The following is a 23,023-nucleotide window of genomic DNA, read 5'->3' as shown; positions in this document are numbered from 1 at the left end:
GTTACGCTAGCGCTATCGGTGCAGTGCACCGGTTCCCCCAACGCTTACCAGGAGGCATTCATGCGCGTAGACATCTACCGCCGGGCCGAACACGACGGCATTTTTTCCTATCTCGCAGTGCCGGAAGGAAAGATCATCCCTGAAGAGGTGACCAACACGGACTGGCAGCTGGAAGTACGCGCCAGTGAAGTGGCCGACGATGCCCAGGCCTTGCCCGACTACCATATCGACCAGCCGCACCAGCAGATCGCCGCCAAGGGCTACGCCATCACGGGCCTGAAAGATATGTAGATGTAAAAAAAGCCAAACCTGAATCGCTCCGGTTTGGCTTTGTTCTGTGCGGCAAGGGCGTCCGTCAGTATTCGACGGCCACCTCTTGCGCGCCCAGCATCTGCTCGAGCGCCGTCTGCAATTCATCCGACGGCGCCACCCGCCACTCGTCGCCAAACTGCAGCACGCAGCTGACACCCTGCGGACTGACGCGCGCGGCGATCGGCAAGCCCGTCTCGGCCCGGTGCGGCATGATCACGTCGCGGATGCGCTTGGTATCAAGATTGGCCGGCAGTACCAGGCCCAGCTGGCGGCCATACTGCACCCGCGCGGCGATGATGTCGAAGGCGCTCTCGGCCGTGATGCGCAAGCCGCCGGAAAAACGGTCTTCCGACACCTTGCCGACGACGGCGAGGAATTCATCTTCCTTGAAGATTTTCTTGTTGGCATCGAACAATTCACCATACACCGTCACTTCCACCGTGCCGCTCTTGTCGTCCAGGGTGACGATGAGAATCTTGCCGCGCTGCGTCATCTGCGTGCGCAAGCCCGTGATGACGCCGGCCATCATGCGCGGTTCGCGCGACGGCGACAGTTCCGACAGTTTCGTGCGGGCAAAACGGCGCGCCTCGGGCGCATACGAATCGAACAGGTGGCCGGACAAATAAAAGCCCAGCGCGATCTTTTCTTCCGTCAATCGCTGTTTATCGGTCCACACGGGCACCTTGACATACTCGGGCGGCGCCACCATGTCGCTGTCGTCGCCGCCAAACAGGCTCACCTGGTTGGCCGCCTTGGCAGCCTGGTCCGCGCATTCCATGGCAAAGGCGACGGATGCCAGCAGGATGGCGCGGTCGACCTTCAGGCAATCAAACGCGCCGCTGCGGATCAGCGACTCGATGGTGCGGCGGTTGATCTGTTTCTTGTCCACCCGCTTGCAGAAATCGAACAGGCTCGTAAACGGCCCGCCCGCTTCGCGCGCGGCGATGATGGCTTCAATGGCGTTCTGGCCGGAACCCTTCACGGCGCCCAGGCCATAGCGGATCTGCGTGACTTTCTTGCCGCTGACGGACGGCGCGGCGCCGCTAGGCGTGAAACGGTAATCAGATTCGTTGATATCCGGCGGCAACAAGGTCAGCTTGCAGATTTCCAGCGAGTCTTCCACCAGGATCTTGATCTTGTCCGTGTCGTCCATGGCCAGCGACAAGTTGGCGGCCATGAAGGCGGCCGTGTGGTGCGCTTTCAAATACGCCGTGTGATACGACAGCAAGGCGTAGGCGGCGGCGTGCGATTTATTAAAACCGTAGCCGGCGAACTTTTCCATCAAGTCGAAGATCTCGTCGGCTTTTTCCGCCGTCAAGCCGTCTTTCGCCGCACCGGCGCGGAAGATCTCGCGGTGCTCGGCCATCTCTTCGGCCTTCTTTTTACCCATGGCGCGGCGCAGCATGTCGGCGCCGCCCAGCGAGTAGCCGCCGACGATCTGTGCCATCTGCATCACCTGCTCCTGATACACCATGATGCCGTAGGTTTCGGACAGAATCGATTCTGTGCGCGGATCGGGATAATCGAAGCGTTCGCCGTGCTTGCGCTTGCAGAAATCGGGAATCAGGTCCATCGGACCCGGACGGTACAGCGCCACCAGCGCGATAATGTCCTCGAAGCGGTCGGGGCGCGCGTCTTTCAGCATGCCCTGCATGCCGCGCGACTCGAGCTGGAACACGGCCACGGTCTTGGCCTTGGTCAGCAAGTCGTACGACGGCTTGTCGTTCAGCGGCAAGGTCGCCAGGTCGAAGTTCGCCTGCGCCGGGTCGAGCTGCTTGATGTAGCGCACGGCGCGGTCGAGAATGGTGAGGGTCGTCAGACCCAAAAAGTCGAACTTCACCAGGCCGACGGCTTCCACGTCATCCTTGTCGTACTGCGACACGACGCCGGAATCGCCGCCCTGCGTGTACAGCGGGCAGAAATCCGTCAGCTTGCCAGGGGCGATCAGCACGCCACCCGCGTGCATGCCGATATTGCGCGTGATGCCTTCGACCTGCTGCGCCAGGTCCAGCAGCTGCTTGACCTCTTCCTCGTTTTCCAGGCGCTCCTTGAGCAGCGGTTCCTCTTCGATGGCGTCGGCGATCGACACGGGCTTGCCCGGCTTGAACGGAATCAGCTTGGAGATGCCGTCGCAGAAGTTGTAGCCGAAATCCATCACGCGGCCGACGTCGCGGATCGCGCCCTTGGCCGCCATGGTACCGAAGGTGGCGATCTGCGAGACGGCCTCCTTGCCATACAAATCCTTGACGTGCTGGATGACGCGGTCGCGCCCTTCCTGGCAAAAGTCAATATCGAAGTCGGGCATCGAGACGCGTTCTGGATTCAAAAAACGCTCGAACAGCAGGTTGTACTGCAGTGGATCGAGGTCGGTAATGAGCAGCGAATACGCCACCAGCGACCCCGCACCGGAGCCGCGGCCCGGGCCGACGGGCACGCCGTTTTCCTTGGCCCACTGGATAAACTCGGCCACGATCAGGAAGTAGCCGGGGAACTTCATGTTGCAAATCGTATCCGTCTCGAATTTCAAGCGTGACTCGTAGCGCGGGCGCTCCTTTTCACGCCGTTCGGCATCGGGATACAGCTGTAATAAGCGTTTTTCCAGGCCCGCCTGCGATTCGGCGACGAGGAACTGGTCGATCGTCATGCCGGGCGGCGTGGGGAAGTTCGGCAGTTGCGGCTTGCCCAGGGTCAAGGTCAGATTGCAGCGCTTGGCGATTTCCACGGAATTGGCCAGCGCGGCCGGCAGGTCGGCGAACAGTTCGGCCATGTCGGCCTGCGACAGGAAGCGCTGGCTGTCATTGAAACGTTTCACGCGCTTGGCATTGGCCAGCATTTCGCCCTCGGCGATACAGGTACGTGCTTCGTGGGCAATAAATTCTTCTGGAGAAATAAATTGCACGGGATGCGTGGCCACCACGGGCAAACCCAGCTTGGCCGCCAGCGCCACCGCATGGCGCACCTGCGCTTCCTGGTTGGCCTGGCCGCCGCGCTGGATCTCGACATAGAAATGCCCGGGGAAAATCTCGGCCCAGCGCTGCGCATTGCGTTCGGCCAGGGCCAGGTTGCCATTCTCGATGGCGATGCCGACATCGCCGAAGTGCGCGCCCGACAGCGCGATCAAGCCATTGGCCGCGCTTTCGCCCGGGTACAAGTCGTAGGTATTCGTCGCCAGCGCCTGCAGCCACTCGATGCGCAGCTCCGCGCGGCCCTTGTACTGGTTCGTCAGCCAGGCCGTCGACAGCAGTTCGCACAGTTGCAGATAGCCCATGCGATTCTTCGCCAGCAACAGCAAACGCGACGGTTTCTCGCGGTTGTCGTCATTCGTGATCCACACGTCGACGCCGACGATGGGCTTGATGCCCTTGCCGCGCGCTTCCTTGTAGAACTTGACCATGCCAAACAGGTTCGACAGGTCGGTGACGGCCAGCGCCACCTGCTTGTCTTTCGCGGCCGCCTTGACCACGTCGTCGATGCGCACCAGGCCATCGACGATCGAGTACTCCGAATGCACGCGCAAGTGGACAAATCCAGGGCCTTGCGGGGCTTGCTGCTGATCTTGCGCTGCACCTGCCGGAGCGCCGGCCTCTTGCATTACCATTTCCATCCTGTGTACCGTTTCCTGCAAAATTCAATGGGGTCTATTCTACCGCGTCGCGGCCCCGGACCGGCGAAGCGCGCCCCGGCAGCCGGCAAGAAATTCCTGCCATGCACACCCGGCCAGCGCGGCACAAGGTGGCCCGGCGGGTATCCCGCCCGGCCCGCCGGGCTTATAATATCGGCTGTTCAGTCTAAGCCGATCGCCATCATGCAAGCCATCACCCCAGCAACACCGTCCGTTTCCGCCGCCGCCAGCCCGCTGGCCGCCGCGCCCGCCACCACGTTTGTCAATATTGCCGCGTATAAATTCATCACGCTGGACGATACGGAAGCCATGCGCCCGCTGTACCAGGAGCAATGCCTGGCGCTGGGCCTGAAGGGGACGATCCTGCTGACGCCGGAGGGCATCAATATGTTCCTGTCAGGCACGCGCGAGCATATCGATGCCTTCCTCGCCTGGGTACGCAGCGACGCGCGCCTGGCCGACCTGGAGTGGAAAGAAAGCTTGTCGAATGAGCAATCGCACAAGCGCATGCTGGTCAAGCTGAAAAAAGAAATCATCACCATGCGCATGCCGCTGATCAAACCGGAACTGGGCCGCGCCCCCTCCGTCGACGCGCATACGCTCAAGCGCTGGTTGGACGCCGGCGTCGACGATGCGGGCAAGCCCGTGGTCATGATGGAAACGCGCAATGCGTTTGAAGTGGACGTGGGCACGTTCAACAACACGCTCGATTATCGTATCGACAAGTTCACGGAATTCCCGGCCGTGGCCGCCGCCCACAAGGATGAGCTGGAAGGCAAGACCGTCGTCACCTTCTGCACAGGCGGCATCCGCTGCGAAAAGGCCGCCATCCACATGAAGGAAATCGGCTACGACAGCGTGTACCAGCTCGACGGCGGTATCCTGAAGTATTTCGAGGAAGTGGGCGGCGAGCACTACACGGGCGACTGCTTCGTCTTCGACTACCGGACTGCCCTGAACCCGAAGCTGGAACCGACGGAAACCGTGCAGTGTTTCGTCTGCCGCGCCGTCGTCACACCGCGCCAGCAGCTGGCGCCGGAATATGTATATGAGGTGTCTTGCCCAAACTGCCACAATAAAACGTTGCCTTGATACCGTTTGATGTCGCCATTCCACAGGCGATATATTTCAAAAAATCAATTGCACAATAACAATTGGTCAGCACTTCCGCTGCGACGTTCGCCGGTGCCTAAGCGGAACCAAAAGCAAACAAATGTAACAATATTGGATTTGTTTGCCATTCTCATAAAGACTAGCTTTCCCTGGCTTGGCAAATCATGCAAAAAAATCAATTACCGACTGCATCATGTTGACCTGCGGACATGTCACTTTCCTATGGGGAAAGAACAACGCACGCTGCTGAAAACGTTGGCCGGGACGCGCACAAACTGCTGCAAACATGGCAATTTAAGGGATTCTGAATTATAATCAAAAGTTAAGGATTGATGGGTGTTATCAGTTATTGGCATCATGAAATAGACGTATCTTGGATAGGCAGATTCTCGTTTCCTAATATTGAGAAATGAATTAACCAGCATCTCTTATTTATATTTTTTTGCATAGGAAGCTCAAATGATTTTAGTAACAGGTGGTGCAGGATTTATTGGATCGAATTTCGTTCTGGATTGGCTTGCGCAAAGTAATGAACCGGTAATTAATCTGGATAAGCTGACATATGCAGGAAATCTGAATAACTTGCTGGAGGTACGGAACGACCCACGTCATCTGTTTGTCAAAGGCGACATCAATGACGCTGCCTTGCTGGCACAGTTACTGACAGAGCATAAGCCACGTGCCATCGTGCATTTTGCGGCAGAGAGCCATGTCGATCGTTCGATTCATGGGCCGGCAGAATTTATCAGCACAAATATCAATGGCACCTTCAGCCTGCTGGAAGCCGTTCGTGCCCATTGGCAAGCGCTGCCTGAGGCGGAACGTGCGGCATTCCGCTTCCTGCATGTCTCGACCGATGAGGTGTACGGCACACTGGGACCTGACGATGCGCCGTTTACCGAAACAACGCCTTATGCGCCCAACAGCCCTTATTCGGCCACAAAGGCCGCCTCGGACCATTTGGTGCGCTCTTATCATCACACCTATGGCTTGCCGACGCTGACCACCAATTGCTCGAACAATTATGGCTCCTATCACTTTCCGGAAAAGCTGATTCCCCTGATTATCGCCAACGCACGCGCAGGCAAGCCCTTGCCTATATATGGCGACGGGCAGCAAGTGCGCGACTGGCTGTATGTCAGCGACCACTGCACGGCCATCCGCCGGGTACTGGAAAGCGGACGCACAGGAGAGACCTACAATATCGGCGGCTGGAACGAAAAGGCCAATCTCGACGTTGTGCATACCCTGTGCGACATCCTCGATGAACTGCAACCAAAGACAGCTGGCGGCAGCTATCGTGAACAAATCAGCTATGTCGCCGACAGGCCCGGCCATGACCGCCGCTATGCCATCGATGCGCGCAAAATTGAGCGCGAACTGGGCTGGAAGCCGGCAGAAACTTTTGATACGGGCATCCGCAAGACGGTGCAATGGTATCTGGATAACGATGCATGGGTGCGCGACGTCCAATCCGGCGCCTACCTGACGTGGCTGGAAAAAAACTATGCGGCCCGCGCCGAACAGAATACGGAGGCCTGATGGAAACCAAACTGGCCCGCAAAGGCATTATCCTGGCTGGTGGTTCAGGCACACGCCTGTACCCTGTGACCGTGTCGGTCTCGAAGCAACTGTTGCCCGTGTACGACAAGCCGATGATTTACTATCCGCTGACCACCTTGATGCTGGCGGGAATACGCGACATCCTGATCATTTCCACGCCTGCCGATACGCCCCGCTTCCAAGAGTTGCTGGGTGATGGCAGCCAATGGGGGATTACGCTGAGCTATGCGGTACAGCCATCACCCGATGGCCTGGCACAGGCGTTCCTCATCGGCCGCGAATTCCTGGGCGATGCGCCATCGGCATTAATTTTGGGCGACAATATTTATTACGGCCATGATTTCGAATCGAGCCTGTCTGCCGCCTCCGAGCGCACGGAAGGCGCCACCGTCTTTGCTTATCATGTGCAAGATCCGGAACGCTATGGCGTGGTGGAATTCGACGACCAGCAGCGCGCCATCAGCATCGAAGAAAAGCCATTAAAGCCAAAGTCGAATTATGCCGTCACCGGCCTGTATTTCTACGACAAGGACATTGCCGATATCGCCGCGTCGATCAAGCCTTCCGAACGGGGCGAGCTTGAAATTACCGATGTGAACCGCGTCTATCTGGAGCGCGGCACGCTGAAGGTGGAACGCATGGGCCGCGGCATGGCCTGGCTCGATACGGGTACGCACGAGTCACTGCTCGAAGCAGGCCAGTTTATTGCCACCATCGAACACCGGCAGGGCTTGAAAGTTGCCTGCCCTGAAGAAATTGCCTACCGCAAAGGCTACATTAGCGCCAGCCAGCTGGAACAGCTGGCTCAACCGCTGAAAAAAAACGGTTACGGACAATATTTGTTACGTCTGTTGAATGATAAGATTTTTTAAGCCATGCATATTCAAACCACTGCCATTCCCGACGTATTGATCCTCGAACCCAAAGTATTTGGCGACGATCGGGGCTTTTTTTTACGAAAGCTTTAACCAGCAGCGCTTCGCCGAGTTGACGGGGGTACAGGCCAATTTCGTCCAGGATAACCACTCCAAGTCCAGCAAGAATGTGCTGCGCGGCCTGCATTACCAGATCCAGCAACCGCAAGGCAAGCTAGTGCGCGTCGTGGCGGGCGAGGTCTTCGATGTCGCCGTCGATATCCGTGCCTCCTCCCCGACGTTTGGCCAATGGGTCGGCGTCGTATTGTCTGCCGAGAACAAACGTCAGCTCTGGATACCTGAGGGATTTGCCCACGGCTTCATGGTGACCAGCGAGAGCGCCGAATTTCTCTACAAAACCACGGACTATTGGGCACCCGAGTTTGAGCGCAGCATTGCCTGGAATGACGCGGCTATCGGCATTGACTGGCCACTGCATGGCGACGCGCCCATCCTGTCGGCAAAAGACCAGCTGGGCAAGGAACTGGCAGCTGCCGAGGTCTTTGCATGAAAATCCTCATTACTGGCAAGACCGGCCAGCTTGGATATGCTTTGCATAAACGCCTGCAGGGCATGGGTGAAGTGATAGCGCTGGACCGCTCGCAAATGGACTTGGCCGACCTCGACCAAGTTCGGAGCGTGATCCGCGCAATCGAGCCTGACCTGATCATCAATCCGGCTGCCTATACGGCCGTCGACAAGGCCGAAAACGAGCTGGCGCTGGCGATGCGCATCAATGGCGAGGCGCCAGGAGTCATGGCACAAGAAGCCAAGCGGCTCGGTGCAGCCATCATCCACTACTCGACTGACTATGTCTTCGACGGCAGCAAGGGCAGTCCCTACACGGAGGACGATGCAACGTGTCCGCTCAACGCCTATGGCCGCAGCAAGCTGGCGGGCGAGCAGGCAGTGCGCGAAAGCGGCGCCCGCCACCTGATATTGCGCACAAGCTGGATATACGGTGCGCACGGCAACAATTTTCTAAAAACGGTGCTCCGCTTGGCACAGGCACGGGATGAGCTGCGCATCGTTGCCGATCAATATGGAGCCCCCACCTGCAGCACCAGTATTGCCGATGCAACGGCCTGCGCCATTGCCACATTGGGCTCGCCCACCGGTTTCGCGACGGCAGGAGACGCCTCGACTGATGCGTGGAAACAACACTCGGGCCTGTATCATCTGACTGCGCAAGGGGAAACCACTTGGTATGGCTTTTCCAAAGCCATCTTGGATCATCCATCAACGTCCAGGAAGCCCCCTGTCGTGCCTATTGCCACGCAAGACTACCCATTGCCGGCAGCACGGCCGGCCTACTCGGTATTGTCCAGCGCACGGTTTATCAAGACTTTCTGTGTGTTGCCGGATTGGCATGATGCACTCACCCTTTGCCTCGACGGCATGACCAAAAACGACAAGCAGTAAGCAACAGAAGTTGCCAATCCAATAAAAAAAACGGCGCTAGCAGCATCCACTTCGATCAAGAGGAATAATTAATAATGAAAGCAGTCATTCTGGCCGGCGGCCTTGGCACCCGAATTTCCGAAGAGACACATCTCAAGCCAAAACCGATGATTGAAATTGGTGGCAAACCGATCCTGTGGCACATCATGAAGAGCTATTCAGCGCACGGCATTAATGATTTCGTGATTTGCTGCGGCTACAAGGGCTATGTAATCAAGGAATATTTCGCCAATTATTTTTTGCATACTTCCGATGTCACTTTCGATATGCAAAATAATCAGATGGAGGTACACGCACGCAATGCCGAGCCCTGGAAGGTCACCCTGGTTGATACCGGTGACGAAACCATGACGGGGGGCCGATTGAAGCGCGTCCGCCAATATCTGAATGATGAAGAAATGTTCTGCTTCACTTATGGCGACGGCGTCAGCGATGTCGACATCAGCGCGCTGGTCGACTTCCACCGCGCGAATGGCAAGCTCGCCACCGTCACCGCGACCCAGCCACCGGGCCGCTTTGGCGCCCTGAGCCTGGACGGCCACAAGATCAACAGTTTCCAGGAAAAGCCGCAAGGGGACGGCGCCTGGATCAATGGCGGTTATTTTGTCCTTTCGCCAAAAGTCATCGACTTCATCAGTAATGATGCAACCGTTTGGGAAAAGGAACCGATGGAGAACCTGGCGAAACAAGGTGAAATGAATGCCTTCTTCCACCGCGGCTTCTGGCAGCCGATGGACACCCTGCGCGATAAAGTACACTTGGAAGAGCTCTGGCAATCGGGCAAAGCGCCCTGGAAGGCAGCTTGATGAATCCCGCATTCTGGCAAGGAAAACGTGTTTTCCTCACCGGCCACACCGGCTTCAAGGGCGGCTGGCTGAGCCTGTGGCTACAACAGCTTGGCGCCGACGTGACCGGTTACGCACTAGATGCGCCCACCACACCCAGCCTGTTTGAAGTGGCCAATGTGGCGTGCGGCATGCAGTCGATCATCGGCGACGTGCGCGATGGCGACGCCGTCAAGCGCGCCATGGCTGTCGCGCGCCCGGATGTGGTGATCCATATGGCGGCGCAGCCATTGGTGCGCTACTCGTACGTGAACCCGGTGGAAACGTATTCCACCAACGTCATGGGCGTAGTGAATGTGCTCGAAGCCGTGCGCGCCACGCCAGGCGTACGCGCGGTGGTGAATGTCACCAGCGACAAGTGTTACGAAAACCGCGAATGGCCCTGGGGCTACCGCGAAAACGAAGCTATGGGTGGCTACGATCCCTACAGCAATAGCAAGGGTTGCGCCGAACTCGTCACGGCTGGCTATCGCAGTTCCTTCTTCCATGCGGACAAATACGCCGAGCACGGCATAGCCCTGGGCAGTGGCCGCGCCGGCAACGTCATCGGTGGTGGCGACTGGGCGCTGGATCGCTTGATTCCCGACATGCTGCGCGCGATCGGCACTGGTGAGCCCGTCATGATCCGCAACCCCCACGCTATCCGCCCGTGGCAACACGTGCTTGAGCCGCTGAGCGGTTATCTGACGCTGGCGGAAAAACTGTACACGGAAGGCCCCGTACATGCCGAGGGCTGGAACTTCGGCCCGCACGATACCGACGCCAAGCCCGTCGAATGGATCATCGAGCGCATGACGCAAGAGTGGGGCGCCGGCGCCTCCTGGTCGCTCGATGGCCAGGACCATCCGCATGAGGCGACCTATCTGAAACTCGATTGTTCCAAGGCGCGCGGCCAGCTGGGCTGGCATCCACGCTGGGATATCGGCCAAACCATCGCCAAAATCGTCGAATGGCACAAAGCGTGCGACCAAGGCACCGACATGCGTGCAATGACCTTGGCGCAAATCACTACTTATCAAAATACCTAACAAATTGAAGGCTGTACCATGAGCGAACAACTGACCCAACAACAAATCCGTGATCAAATCGCCGCCCTGGTGGCGCAATACGGCGCACTGGCCAGCGAGCCAAAACCTTTCGAACCTGGCGTGACGGTGATTCCGCCGGCCGGCAAAGTCGTTGGCGCGCCTGAGATGAGCCTGATGGTCGAAGCGTCGTTGGACGCCTGGCTGACCACGGGTCGCTTCAATGACGAATTTGAAAAACGCCTGGCCAAAATCATCGGCGTGGAATTCCTGATCACCGTGAACTCCGGCTCCTCGGCCAATCTGGTAGCCTTCTCGGCGCTGACCTCACCAAAACTGGGCGCGCGCGCCATCCAGCCTGGTGACGAAGTCATCGGCGTAGCGGCCGGCTTCCCTACCACCGTCAACCCGATCCTGCAATTCGGTGCCGTCCCCGTGTTCGTCGACGTCGAGCTGGGCACCTACAATATCGACGCCTCAAAAATCGAAGCGGCCATCACGGACAAGACCAAGGCCATCATGCTGGCCCATACCCTGGGCAATCCATTCAACCTGGAAGTCATCGTCGCGCTGTGCAAGAAATACAATCTGTGGCTGGTCGAAGACTGCTGCGATGCGCTGGGTGCCACCTACAACGGCCAGATGTGCGGCACCTTTGGCGATATCGGCACCATGAGTTTCTACCCTGCCCACCATATCACCATGGGTGAAGGCGGTGCGGTTTTCACCAACAACCCGGAACTGAAAGCGATCGCCGAATCGTTCCGCGACTGGGGCCGCGACTGCTATTGCGCGCCGGGCAAGGACAACACCTGCGGCCAGCGCTTCTGTTGCAAGCTGGGCACGCTACCAGACGGCTACGACCACAAATACACGTACAGCCATCTGGGCTATAACCTGAAGATTACTGACATGCAAGCAGCATGCGGCCTGGCACAACTTGATCGCGTAGATAGCTTTGTTGCCGCGCGCAAGAGCAACTTTGCCTACCTGACACAGCGACTGCAAAGCTGCACGGAATTCCTGATCCTGCCGGAAGCCACCCCCAACTCGGATCCGTCCTGGTTCGGTTTCCCCATCACATTACGTCCCGAAGCCAACGTCAATCGTGTCGACCTGCTGACCTATCTGGACCAGAATAAAATCGGCACGCGCCTGCTTTTCGCCGGCAATCTGACGCGCCAGCCGTATATGATTGGCCGCAACTTCCGCGTATCGGGCGAACTCACCAATACCGACCGAGTCATGCATGATACGTTCTGGATCGGCGTTTATCCGGGCCTGACGCGCGAAATGCTTGACTTCTCCATCGACAAGATCGAAGCATTCTTCGGCCTCAATTTTGACTAAAATGGATTGCCAAACCGCCAAACCGGCGAAACAGCACCAGCCCGGTGTCGCACATGAGGATCTGCAATTAATCCTGCAGCGCGTGCCAGCCAAGGTATGGGATATGCTGCGCGGGCGCCGCGTGTTCATCACAGGCGGCACCGGCTTTGTCGGCTGCTGGCTGCTCGAAGCGTTGATCTGGGCAAACCAGGAGCTCGAACTGGAGCTGCTGCTCATCGTGCTCAGCCGCAGTCCTGAGGCGTTCCGTGCCCGGGTGCCGCACTTGGCCGAACATGCCATCGTGCGCCTGGTCGAGGGCAATACCAATGCCTTGGGCCACATCAGCGAACCGTTTGATATGCTCATCCATGCCGCCACCGATGTAGCGGCAGCCAACGGCAAGCCGCACGCCGTATTCAACGACATCCTCGACGGCACCAGGCAGACTCTGGAGTTGGCAGTGCGTTGCGGCGCCAGTCACTACCTGCTGACCAGTTCCGGCGCAGTGTATGGAGCCCAACCAGCGACGCTGACGCATCTGCCGGAGCTGCACGAGGGCGCGCAGGACATGTCACAGCCAGGTGCCGCGTATGGCGCGGGGAAAATCGCCTCGGAATGGCTGCTGGGCTGGTATGCGCGTGAACATGGCTTACATGCAAACATCGCGCGTTGTTTTGCGCTGCTCGGCCCGTATTTGCCCCTGGATGGTCATTTTGCCGCCGGCAACTTTATCCATAACGGCTTGCGTAGCGAACCCATCGTCATGCGAGGCGACGGCAGCGCCGTACGCTCTTACCTGTATGCGGCGGACATGGTGGTTTGGTTGCTGACCATTATGGTTAATGGCGAAAGTGGTCAACACTACAATGTAGGGTCAGAACACGCACTGAGCATAGGGGAGCTGGCCCAGCTAGTCGCCGCGCATACCGATGCGCCCGCGCCCGTCAGAATGAGCACGGCGAGCGCCTCACTGGCGGCGCAGCGCTACGTGCCCGCCACAGCGAAGGCACGCAAGCAATTACAACTGGAGCAATATACCGATCTGCCATCGGCACTCAGTAAAACCATCGACTGGGCGCGGCTGCATATCATCCGCTCTACTATTGAGAAAAGACCATGACCAAATTCAATTCACGCGTCCTGCGCCGCTCCGTATTGCAAATGGCATACGCAGGTTCTACCGTTCATATCGCATGTGCATTTTCGATTATCGATATCCTGGCGGTGCTGTACCGTCACCATCTGCACTATCCTGACAACGATCCCACATCTGCGCAGCGCGATCATCTGGTCTTGAGCAAAGGCCATGGCGTAATGGCCCAGTACGCCTGTATGCATGAAAAAGGCTGGCTTTCCACAGAGGAGCTGGGGAATTATTTCGCCGATGGCACGCGCCTAAAAGGCTTATCAGATGCACATGTTCCTGGCTGCGAAGTCAGCTCCGGTTCGTTGGGGCATGGTCTGTCCGTCGGCGTCGGCCTCGCACTGGCAACCAAGTTAAAGGGCAGCTCGCAGTACTGTTATGTCGTCGTGGGTGATGGCGAAATGAATGAAGGCACTATGTGGGAAGCGATGCTGTTCGCTACCCACCACAGGCTCGACCAGTTGCTCGTGATTGTCGATGAGAACGGTTTCCAGGCCATGGGCAGCACTGACGAAGTAATGACGCCAGGCAGCTTCCAGCAAAAATTCACCGCCTTCGGCTTTGACACCGTGTCGATCGACGGACATGACGAAACCGCGCTGGAAGACGCACTCAATACCCTCAAGCAACGCAAGAACGGTATGCCCAAAGCGATCATCGCCAAGACCGTCAAGGGCAAAGGCGTGTCCTTCATGGAACATGACAATAGCTGGCATTACACCCGCCTGAACAGCACCACCTTTACGCAGGCCATGGCCGAACTGGAGCAACCATAATATGCGATCGACTTTTTCCCATGCACTCGTCAAGGCTGCCCTGAACGACCCGAAAATCGTACTGTTGACGGGTGACCATGGCTATGCCCTTTTTGACGATTTTTGTAAGGCGGTACCTGGACAGTTCATCAATGCCGGTATCGCCGAGCAAAACATGGTCGGCATGGCCGCCGGATTGGCCAAGGCTGGCTTCAAGCCTGTCGTTTACGGCCTGAGCGCGTTTGTGCCTGTGCGCGTGCTGGAGCAGATCAAGATTGACGTCTGCTATGAAAACTTGCCGGTGGTATTTATCGGCGACGGCGCGGGCCTGGTCTACAGCAGCCTTGGCAGCAGCCACCAGTCCACCGAGGATATCGCCGTGCTGCGCGCCATTCCGCACATGCGGATTCTCTCGCCAGGCGACACTTTCGAGATGGCATATGCAATGGAGCATGCGCTGGCGTTCCAGGCACCACTGTACTTACGCATGGGGAAATCGGATCTGGGCGACGTGCACCATGCCCCTATCACGGCGCAGCTGGGCGACCTAGTGCCGGCTCACCAAGGTACGCCGGGACAGCTGGCCTTGCTGGCCACTGGCTCCATGGTGGGCCGCGCCATGCAGTTGTCACAACAACTGGGCAATTGCCCGGTCTGGAGCGCGCCATCGATCAAGCCGATCAACCACAGCCAGGTTGCGGCGCTGGCGCGCGAGGTGGCACATCTGGTCGTGCTGGAAGAACACGCCGAAGTGGGCGGCCTCGGCGGGCTGGTCGCTGAAATCGTCGCAGGCCAGGCCGGGCAACGGGCACAGGTGATTCGCTGCGGCATCATGGACCGCTTCTCCGAAAAATGCGGCAGCTATAATTACCTGATCACCGAACACGGCCTCGACGTGCCTGCCTTGCTGACCAAGATTCGCCTTGCCACCGGTATGGTTTCCTGATCGCGACACGATGAAACAATTATTAATGGTGGCGCAAAAACGCATCGGCATGGATCGTGCGATTTTCGCTACACTACTTAACCGTGGCTCCTCGGCAATTGCCAATCTGCTCACGATTGCATGTCTCGCATGGTTCTTCACAGCCGAGCAGCAGGGTTATTACTATACGTTCGCCAGCCTGTTTAGTCTTCAGGTATTTTTTGAATTGGGGTTCACGTTTGTCCTGACGCAATTCTCCGCGCATGAATTTTCAAAGGCGCGCGCGGAAAATAGTACCCTCGCAGAACGCGAACACGCTTCTGCCAGGCTGCATGCGCTCATCCGCATGAGTCGGCGCTGGTTCATGCTCGTGGCCGTTGCTTTCTGGCTCAGCGTGACAGTGGCAGGCCTGGTCTTTTTCACAAAAAATCAGGCGCCGTCGAGCTCCCTTGCCTGGCAAGGACCATGGCTGATGGCCGTGGCCGCATTTTCCTGCGGTATCCTGCTCTTGCCGCTCAATGCCATCCTCGAGGGCTGCCAGAAGATCAAGGAAGTCGCATACATCCGCACCTGGCAAGACCTGGTGGGCTTCGGCTGCTTTGGACTGGCACTCGCTGCCGGCGCGGGCCTGTACGCCATCGTCATCCTGCATGCCATGCGTGTGCTGACAGGGCTGTTCCTGCTCAAACGCACGGGCCTGCTGGCCTGGCTATCCACACAGCACGACAAAAGCAACACGATGACCGCCTCAATCTCGTGGAAAAAGGAGATTTTTCCTTTCCAGTGGCGCATCAGCCTGAGCTGGCTGTCCGGATACCTCATCTTCAGCCTGTTCAACCCCGTCCTGTTCGCCTTCCACGGCGCCGCAGTGGCCGGTCAAATGGGCATGACGTTCGCTGTCTTCATGGGCATCACCAATATTGCGATGGCTTGGATCACCACCAAGGTACCGACTTTTTGCCAACTGATCGCGCTCGACAAGCAGGACGAACTGAAGGAATTTTTTCTCAGCACGCTAAGGAAATCTTCACTCATCAGCGTGTTGCTGATCGGTGCAGGCCTGGTGCTGGTGCTGGGAGGGCCAAAACTCTTCCCCGTGCTGGCCAATAAATTCCTTCCGGCTCCTGCCAGCATCTGGATCGCTATTTCCTGCATCGCCAATTTCTTCGTATTTGCGTCAGCCGCCTACCTACGTTCGTTCAAACAGGAGCCATTCCTGTACCTGTCCGTATGCATGGCCTTCGTGACCGCCTTATCAACCTATTTCCTGGGGAAATACTATGGTGCAAATGGCATGACTTTCGGCTACATGGCCGCAACAGTACTCATTTCACTGCCGTATGCACTCATCATTCTGCGCAGAAAACTACGTAATTGACCATATGCACCAACGCACCTTTTTCGTCAGCCGTGGCGCTCCATATTACATCGCGGCGCCCAGCTATACCGAGCACTCGGCAGGTATTGTCGTCTTGCATCTGCTGTGCCATGCACTGAATGTATCGGGACAGGAGGCCTACCTGGTCATCGATACACTACAACGCAACCGCAAGAGTAAAACCCGTGCTGGCCTCGCCACACCATTGCTGACCAAGAAAATCCTGCTGTCTCATCAACGGCAAGGCCGTCAACCGGTGGCCATCTATCCCGAGGTGGAGCAGGGAAATCCATTTCACGCCAGCAAAGTGGTGCGTTACTATCTCAACAAGCCTGGCTTTTTCGACGGTGTGGCCGCATTGCGGGATGGTGAATTCAACTTGGCATATTCCTCGGCTATGCTTGAAGGCTTTGCCGTGCCGGACCATATCCTGTATTTGCCGCTGATCAATACCGAACTGTTCCATGAATCGGGCCACCGCACGCCCGGCAAGAGCTGCTTCTATCTGGGGCGCCACCGCACAGCCAAGGCCAGCAGCCCGCTGATAAACGACGACAGCGTGGAAATCACCCTGTCCTATCCGGACAACAAGGAAGAACTGGCTGAGTTATTCCGTAGTTGCGAATACTTCATCAGTTATCAATTTTCCAGCCTCTGCATCGAAGCGACCCTGTGCGGCTGTATCGCTATCGTCATCCCCAATGACAACGCGCCATCGGCGCTGGTCAAGACGGAAACCCAGATGCACGGCATCGCCTGGGGTGCTGAGCCAGCCGAAATTGCACGTGCCAGGGAAACCTTGCCTCTGGCGCGTGCCCTCTATCTGGAAAAGCAAGCTCAGTTCTGGAACAATCTTGATATCTTTATCGAGAAAACACAGCATTTTGAAGCTTCGGACGCCCGCATTGACCCGAGCCGTTATTTTGGCTGGCGCAAGTTCGGCCGGCGCCTGGCGGCGTTCGTCCAACGCAAATGGAAGGGACAGAAATGAGCCTCCAGAACCGCGCCGACAAGCACTCGGCCTTGTCCGGCGAAATAGCAAAATGTTATAATATGACCAAAGTCAATCTGGCCATCGGCGTCCTGCCATCTACCGCACTGCCACGCCGCCCATCAGCGGTCGTTTCACTATCCACTACTCATGACCACTCTACTTTTGCAGCCTCGATTGAAAGTTCTATCCATTTTTGGTACCCGTCCGGAAGCAATCAAAATGGCGCCACTGGTGTTGGCACTTGCCGCCGATACGCATTTCGAAGCAAAAGTCTGTGTTACAGGTCAGCATCGTGAAATGCTCGATCAGGTTTTGCAGTTGTTTGATATCGCCCCCGATTTTGACCTAAAGATTATGAAACCAGGACAGGACTTGAGTGACGTTACCGGCGCCATCCTGTCTGGCATGAAAACCGTATTCGCCGAATTCAAGCCCGACCTGGTATTGGTACATGGCGATACCGCCACTACTTTCGCCGCCAGCCTGGCCGCCTACTACCAACAAATTCCCGTCGCGCATGTGGAGGCTGGCTTGCGCACCGGCGACCTGTACGCGCCCTGGCCGGAAGAAGGCAACCGGCGCCTGACTGGTGCATTGGCAGCCCTACATTTCGCGCCCACCAATACCTCGCAGGCGAACCTCCTGAGAGAGGGCGTCGATGCGGACAGCATCGTCGTAACCGGCAATACCGTGATTGATGCTCTGCTCGACGTCGTGCGCAAGCTCGCGCAAGATACGCAGCTGCGTACCCAGATGGAGTCCCAGTTCGCCTTCCTGCCCCCCCAAAAGAGAGTCTTGCTGGTCACCGGACACCGTCGCGAGAGTTTCGGCGACGGTTTCGAGCGCATCTGCAGTGCGCTGGCGGCGACGGCGGCGCGCTTCCCCGACGTGCAGATCGTCTATCCCGTCCATCTGAATCCGAACGTCATGGAGCCAGTACGACGGCTGTTGGCAGGCATCGACAATGTGCACCTGATCGAGCCGCTCGATTATCTGCCGTTCGTCTATCTGATGAACCGCGCCCACCTGGTGCTGACCGATTCCGGCGGGGTTCAGGAAGAGGCCCCGTCGCTCGGCAAACCGGTACTGGTCATGCGTGAAACCACGGAACGTCCGGAAGCGGTCGAAGCCGGCACCGTGCGCCTCGTGGGTACATCTGTGGAAACCATCAGCGAACAGTTGGCGCTACTGCTGTCCGATGACGCCGCTTATGAAAGCATGAGCTTTGCCCACAACCCCTACGGCGACGGCGCTGCCTGCGCGCGCATCATCGCTTCCATTCTTCAACTCTACCGTCCGACACCATGAAATTTGATTCCGTTTCCATCATAGGCCTCGGCTACATCGGCCTGCCAACCGCCGCCGTATTTGCTTCGTTCAAGAAAAAAGTCATCGGCGTCGACATCAGCCAGGCCACGGTCGACACCATCAACCGCGGTGAAATCCACATCATCGAACCCGATCTCGATATGATTGTCCAGGCTGCGGTGAGCCAGGGTTACCTGCGTGCCACCACGCAGCCGGAAGCAGCCGATGCCTTCCTGATCGCCGTACCCACGCCGTTCAAAGGCGATCACGAACCTGATCTTTCCTACATCGAATCGGCCAGCAAGGCGATCGCCCCCGTGCTCAAGCGCGGCGACCTGGTCATTCTTGAGTCGACCTCGCCAGTGGGCGCCACCGAACAGATGTCCGCATGGATGGCTGAGGCGCGCCCGGACCTGACGTTCCCGCAAAGTCACGGCGAAGCATCCGACATCCGCGTGGCGCACTGCCCTGAACGCGTGTTGCCCGGACATGTCTTGCGCGAACTGGTGCAGAACGACCGCGTAATCGGCGGCATGACGCCAGCCTGTTCGCAGGCAGCCGCCACCCTGTACCGTACTTTTGTGGAAGGTGAATGCGTCATTACCGATGCACGCACGGCAGAAATGTGCAAACTGACTGAAAACAGTTTCCGCGACGTGAATATTGCGTTCGCCAACGAGCTGTCGATGATTTGCGACAAGCAAAATGTCAATGTGTGGGAACTGATCCGATTGGCCAACCGTCACCCCCGCGTCAGCATCCTGCAGCCAGGGCCAGGCGTAGGCGGGCACTGCATCGCCGTCGATCCCTGGTTCATCGTCAGCCAATCGCCAGAACAGGCGCGCCTGATCCGTAGTGCGCGCGAAGTCAACGACAGCAAGCCAGAATGGGTCATGCAAAAGGCTAAAATCGCCGTTGCCGATTTCCTGCAGCGCTACCCGGACAAAACAGCACGTGATGTGACCATCGCCTGCCTCGGCCTGGCATTCAAACCCGATATCGACGATCTGCGGGAAAGCCCGGCATTGTCGATCACGCGCAGCATCGCTGCCAGCCATCCGGGAACGGTGCTGGCGGTAGAACCGAATATCAGCGCCCTGCCCGCCAAGCTGGCCGAGGCACTGACATTGACGGACGTCGATGAAGCTTTGCTGCGGGCGCAAATCGTGATCCTGCTGGTTGACCACAAGACGTTCAAGGCCATCCCGGCAAGCCGCCTGAGCGAGCATCTGGTAATCGATACGCGCGGTATCTGGCAAGGTTAAACATTGCTGCCGGAGTGCAGGCTCCGGCAACAATTTGTTTCAACCTCCTGGCTTGCGCCATACCTGCATTTAACGTATTGTCATCGCCGCGCCGGAATGCTCTGCAGGCGGAATCATGCCCGCATCGTCGCGGGCCTTCTCAAGTGCGCTGGCACAAGAAAATACCCGTGCTTGCGCACCGGTTGCATAAACAGCACTGCCAGCCGGCATTCAATTTTGCGCGAAGACATTATCATCGATGGAAGTATACTTTTTTTTATTCATCTTAATTGCTGCATTTTCGTTCAGCCGCAATGTAACGTCGCGCGTATCGTTTTTTGCGATTGGAATACTGCTGATCCTGTTCGCCGCCATGCGCGGCGAAGGGGTGGACCGAGATTATCACGGCTATCTGGAATATTACGGCTATATACTGGAGTCAGAGTTTAAAAACGTAGAGCCAACTTTCATTCTCATTGCAAGTCTGGCCGATCGTCTGTTCTCTTCCAGCCTGATGATTTTCTTCGTGTATGCTTTTCTGGGAGTGGGTACCAAGCTGTACGCGATTAATCAAATCACGCCGCACCGCAACCTGGCGCTGCTGGTTTATTACTCGATGTTTTTCATGCTACTGGAAATGACGCAGATCAGGGTCGGTGTCGCTGCAGGTTTCCTGTTGTTATGCATTCGCCCCATCCTGGAGCGCAATCTCAGGCGATTTTTGTTATTCTCATGCTTAGCATTTGTATTTCACTATTCCGCCATCGTTATTTTTCCGTTATATTTCCTGACTGGCAGCAGCAGCAGCTTGAAAAAATATGCCTGGCTGGTGCCAATCGGCCTGGCCATGTATTACATGGGAATAGACATTTTCAGCTCATTAAAGATGCTGCCGATTGATTTGATCCGGTTGAAAATCGAAAATTATACGGAACTTGCGTATTTTGATTCCGAAATCAATTTTCTCAATTTTCCATACGTAATGCGTTGCTGCATTGCCTATGCGTTGTATTGGCATATCGACACCCTGAAGCGGATAAACCCCTATATTTCGCTACTGCTGAAGATTTACTTTTTAGCGCTGTTTATATTTGCTGCCTTTGCTAGTGTCCCAGCAATCAGCTCGCGTACCAGTGAGCTTCTGCTTATCGTGGAAATCGTCCTGCTGCCGAATCTGGTATACCTGATCAAGGATCGGAGAATGGCGATAGGAACCATTATTGGCATTTGTTTCGCGTATCTGCTCTTTTCATTATTTTCAGCGAATCTGCTGGGGCCGTATTTCTAGAACGATGCTACTCCCTTCAAACAACGGCGCTACCCGAGCGTAATTTTACAGGCAATATCAACAATATATTTATGCGCTCAAGCTCAGTTATTGCAATTATCGTCAGTTATAATGGGGAGGAAAAAACCCGGGCAACCGTGCAGGCGCTGATGCCCCAGGTCGATTCCATCCTCATCGTCGACAACGGCTCCGATGCGCAATCAATGCGTACGCTGGACGAACTGGAAAAATGCGAACATGTGGCAATTATGCGACTTGGAAGCAATCGCGGTATCGGTTACGCGCTCAACGCTGGCTTACTCCATGCACAAGAGCAAGGCGCCGCCTGGGTGCTGACCATGGATCAGGATAGTGTCGCGGCACCAGGCATGGTCGGCGCCATGCTGGCGGCCCACGCGCGCGATACCGGCGCAATGTGCCTGTCACCCAACCTGGTGTTACATGGTGAAGCCAGGGCGGCCGTCCACGCTGGTACGGTAAAGTACGCTATTACCTCTGGCAACCTGGTCAACATGGACATCTATCGCAGCGTCGGCACTTACAATGAAGATTACTTCATCGATTGCATCGATATCGAATTTTCATTACGCGTCAGGCATGCTGGCTTTTCCATAACTAAAGTCGCCGATGCTGTGCTTTACCACGAACTTGGTGCGGCCCACCAGGTACCGAAATTATTCAAGCGCTACTACACGTTGCACTCGCCATTGCGACGTTATTATATGTACAGGAATTTTATGTATTTTTCGCAACAGTATATGCGATCCGATTTCCGCTTCACTTTGAAATTTGGTATTGCACACGGCATTTTATGCATGCTCGTGCTCTTTTACGACCCACAGCCGCGCGCCTCGCTGCGCATGATGGCCCGCGGCGTTCGCGATTTTTTTAGCGGAAAAGTCGGTGCCTATCCATTGGAGAAGAAATGAAAATTGGCTACGTTTGCACTAATTACAACAATACGCAATTTACACGCGCCGCCGTCGCTTCGCTGGCGAAAAACAACGACCATGAATATCAAATTGTTATTGTTGACAATAATTCCACGCCGGATAGCATCACGGCCCTGCACCGTCTGAAAGATGAGTTTCCGGACATAACCATTATTTTCAATCCGGAAAATTCCGGCTACTTCACCGGCCTGAATATCGGCATCAACCATTTACGCAGCCACCATAGCGATATTAATTACATGGTGGTCGGCAACAACGATCTAACCTTCCGGACGGATTTCTTGCAGTCGATCGCCCGCCACAAGGCGCTATTCCAAACCTATCCCGTGGTGTCGCCAGACGTCATCACCGTGGACGGCATACATCAGAACCCGCATGTAATTAATGGAATTAGCAAGTTCCGCGAACTCATGTACGATCTGTATTATTCCAACTACTACCTGGGCCGCTGCATCAAATGGGCCGCCTCCTTGACCCAGCGCATGAGTGATCGCCGCGATGAGGAACAGTGGGAGACCGGCCAGGTCGTCAACCAGGGTCACGGGTCTTGCTACATTCTCGGGCCGCTGTTTTTCGAGAAGCTGCAACTGTTGTGGGCGCCGACGTTCCTGATGGGCGAAGAATATTTCTTGAGCAAGCAGATCAACGATGCCGGCATGTCCATTTATTACGAGCCCGGCATCCAGGTGACCCATCACTGGCACGCGACGATTGAACAATTACCCAGCCGGGCGGTGTGGGAAATGGCCCGCAAGTCACATAAGACCTATCGGGAATATGTGAAAATTTTTTAATTCCCTGTCCTCCACGGGCAGTCCCACAATATAGTCAAATATCATACCTAGAGAGC

General features: G+C 56.6%; 19 protein-coding genes and 1 pseudogene. 19 read left to right on the top strand and 1 reads right to left on the bottom strand.

Annotated elements, in window-relative coordinates:
• The first annotated feature begins 60 nt into the window (after positions 1 to 60).
• Positions 61 to 291, top strand: coding sequence for a DUF6139 family protein (locus tag JaAD80_RS31980; RefSeq protein WP_131372015.1), 231 nt, complete (start codon positions 61 to 63; stop codon positions 289 to 291).
• A 64-nt stretch (positions 292 to 355) separates the two neighbouring features.
• Here JaAD80_RS31980 and dnaE read toward each other — a convergent pair whose 3' ends face one another.
• Complete coding sequence (gene dnaE, locus JaAD80_RS11100; protein WP_258002932.1) at positions 356 to 3,904, bottom strand: DNA polymerase III subunit alpha; 3,549 nt, start codon at positions 3,902 to 3,904, stop codon at positions 356 to 358.
• A 213-nt stretch (positions 3,905 to 4,117) separates the two neighbouring features.
• On the opposite strand from dnaE, the gene JaAD80_RS11095 reads away from it, so the two are divergent.
• From JaAD80_RS11095 to JaAD80_RS11010, 18 genes and pseudogenes are all read left to right on the top strand, one after another.
• Positions 4,118 to 5,026 (top strand): sulfurtransferase, encoded by a 909-nt coding sequence (locus tag JaAD80_RS11095; protein ID WP_258002931.1) that lies wholly within the window; start codon positions 4,118 to 4,120, stop codon positions 5,024 to 5,026.
• A gap of 480 nt (positions 5,027 to 5,506) precedes the next feature.
• On the top strand, positions 5,507 to 6,589 hold the full coding sequence (rfbB, locus tag JaAD80_RS11090) for a dTDP-glucose 4,6-dehydratase (protein WP_102294220.1): 1,083 nt from the start codon (positions 5,507 to 5,509) through the stop codon (positions 6,587 to 6,589).
• Positions 6,589 to 7,482: a glucose-1-phosphate thymidylyltransferase RfbA gene (rfbA, locus tag JaAD80_RS11085; RefSeq protein WP_102294219.1), complete on the top strand. Its 894-nt coding sequence runs from the start codon at positions 6,589 to 6,591 to the stop codon at positions 7,480 to 7,482. The genes rfbB and rfbA overlap by 1 nt, the downstream gene beginning before the upstream one ends.
• Positions 7,483 to 7,485: 3 nt before the next feature.
• A pseudogene (gene rfbC, locus JaAD80_RS11080) lies at positions 7,486 to 8,035 on the top strand (dTDP-4-dehydrorhamnose 3,5-epimerase).
• Positions 8,032 to 8,946 carry a dTDP-4-dehydrorhamnose reductase gene (rfbD, locus tag JaAD80_RS11075; RefSeq protein ID WP_102294218.1) on the top strand — a complete coding sequence of 305 codons (915 nt, stop codon included), beginning with the start codon at positions 8,032 to 8,034 and terminating at the stop codon, positions 8,944 to 8,946. Before rfbC ends, rfbD begins: the two are co-directional and overlap by 4 nt.
• 74 nt (positions 8,947 to 9,020) lie before the next feature.
• A complete protein-coding gene (rfbF, locus tag JaAD80_RS11070) occupies positions 9,021 to 9,791 on the top strand; it encodes a glucose-1-phosphate cytidylyltransferase (RefSeq protein WP_102294217.1) in 771 nt (256 codons plus the stop codon).
• Positions 9,791 to 10,858, top strand: coding sequence for a CDP-glucose 4,6-dehydratase (gene rfbG / locus JaAD80_RS11065; RefSeq protein WP_102294216.1), 1,068 nt, complete (start codon positions 9,791 to 9,793; stop codon positions 10,856 to 10,858). The genes rfbF and rfbG overlap by 1 nt, the downstream gene beginning before the upstream one ends.
• Positions 10,859 to 10,876: 18 nt before the next feature.
• Positions 10,877 to 12,205 carry a lipopolysaccharide biosynthesis protein RfbH gene (rfbH, locus tag JaAD80_RS11060; RefSeq protein ID WP_102294215.1) on the top strand — a complete coding sequence of 443 codons (1,329 nt, stop codon included), beginning with the start codon at positions 10,877 to 10,879 and terminating at the stop codon, positions 12,203 to 12,205.
• A gap of 1 nt (position 12,206) precedes the next feature.
• Positions 12,207 to 13,304: an NAD(P)-dependent oxidoreductase gene (locus JaAD80_RS11055; RefSeq protein ID WP_102294214.1), complete on the top strand. Its 1,098-nt coding sequence runs from the start codon at positions 12,207 to 12,209 to the stop codon at positions 13,302 to 13,304.
• Entirely contained in the window at positions 13,301 to 14,104 is an 804-nt protein-coding gene (locus JaAD80_RS11050) for a transketolase (protein WP_102294213.1), read from the top strand. The genes JaAD80_RS11055 and JaAD80_RS11050 overlap by 4 nt, the downstream gene beginning before the upstream one ends.
• 1 nt (position 14,105) lies before the next feature.
• Complete coding sequence (locus JaAD80_RS11045) at positions 14,106 to 15,029, top strand: transketolase family protein (protein WP_102294212.1); 924 nt, start codon at positions 14,106 to 14,108, stop codon at positions 15,027 to 15,029.
• 10 nt (positions 15,030 to 15,039) lie between these two features.
• Positions 15,040 to 16,386: a hypothetical protein gene (locus JaAD80_RS11040; protein ID WP_146012357.1), complete on the top strand. Its 1,347-nt coding sequence runs from the start codon at positions 15,040 to 15,042 to the stop codon at positions 16,384 to 16,386.
• Between the two features lie 4 nt (positions 16,387 to 16,390).
• Entirely contained in the window at positions 16,391 to 17,377 is a 987-nt protein-coding gene (locus JaAD80_RS11035) for a hypothetical protein (RefSeq protein ID WP_102294210.1), read from the top strand.
• Positions 17,378 to 17,527: 150 nt separating this feature from the next.
• A complete protein-coding gene (wecB, locus tag JaAD80_RS11030; protein WP_146012356.1) occupies positions 17,528 to 18,688 on the top strand; it encodes a non-hydrolyzing UDP-N-acetylglucosamine 2-epimerase in 1,161 nt (386 codons plus the stop codon).
• On the top strand, positions 18,685 to 19,953 hold the full coding sequence (gene wecC, locus JaAD80_RS11025) for a UDP-N-acetyl-D-mannosamine dehydrogenase (protein WP_102294208.1): 1,269 nt from the start codon (positions 18,685 to 18,687) through the stop codon (positions 19,951 to 19,953). Before wecB ends, wecC begins: the two co-directional genes overlap by 4 nt.
• A gap of 238 nt (positions 19,954 to 20,191) precedes the next feature.
• A complete protein-coding gene (locus JaAD80_RS11020; RefSeq protein WP_102294207.1) occupies positions 20,192 to 21,220 on the top strand; it encodes an EpsG family protein in 1,029 nt (342 codons plus the stop codon).
• Positions 21,160 to 22,149: a glycosyltransferase family 2 protein gene (locus JaAD80_RS11015; RefSeq protein WP_146012355.1), complete on the top strand. Its 990-nt coding sequence runs from the start codon at positions 21,160 to 21,162 to the stop codon at positions 22,147 to 22,149. Before JaAD80_RS11020 ends, JaAD80_RS11015 begins: the two co-directional genes overlap by 61 nt.
• Positions 22,146 to 22,967 carry a glycosyltransferase family 2 protein gene (locus JaAD80_RS11010; protein WP_102294205.1) on the top strand — a complete coding sequence of 274 codons (822 nt, stop codon included), beginning with the start codon at positions 22,146 to 22,148 and terminating at the stop codon, positions 22,965 to 22,967. The genes JaAD80_RS11015 and JaAD80_RS11010 overlap by 4 nt, the downstream gene beginning before the upstream one ends.
• The last annotated feature ends 56 nt before the right edge of the window (positions 22,968 to 23,023 follow it).

Source organism: Janthinobacterium sp. AD80 (genome assembly GCF_002878455.1).
Classification (GTDB): Bacteria; Pseudomonadota; Gammaproteobacteria; order Burkholderiales; family Burkholderiaceae_D; genus Janthinobacterium.
Note: the sequence above shows the minus strand (reverse complement) of the source record. Positions and strands in the feature narration are given on the sequence as shown.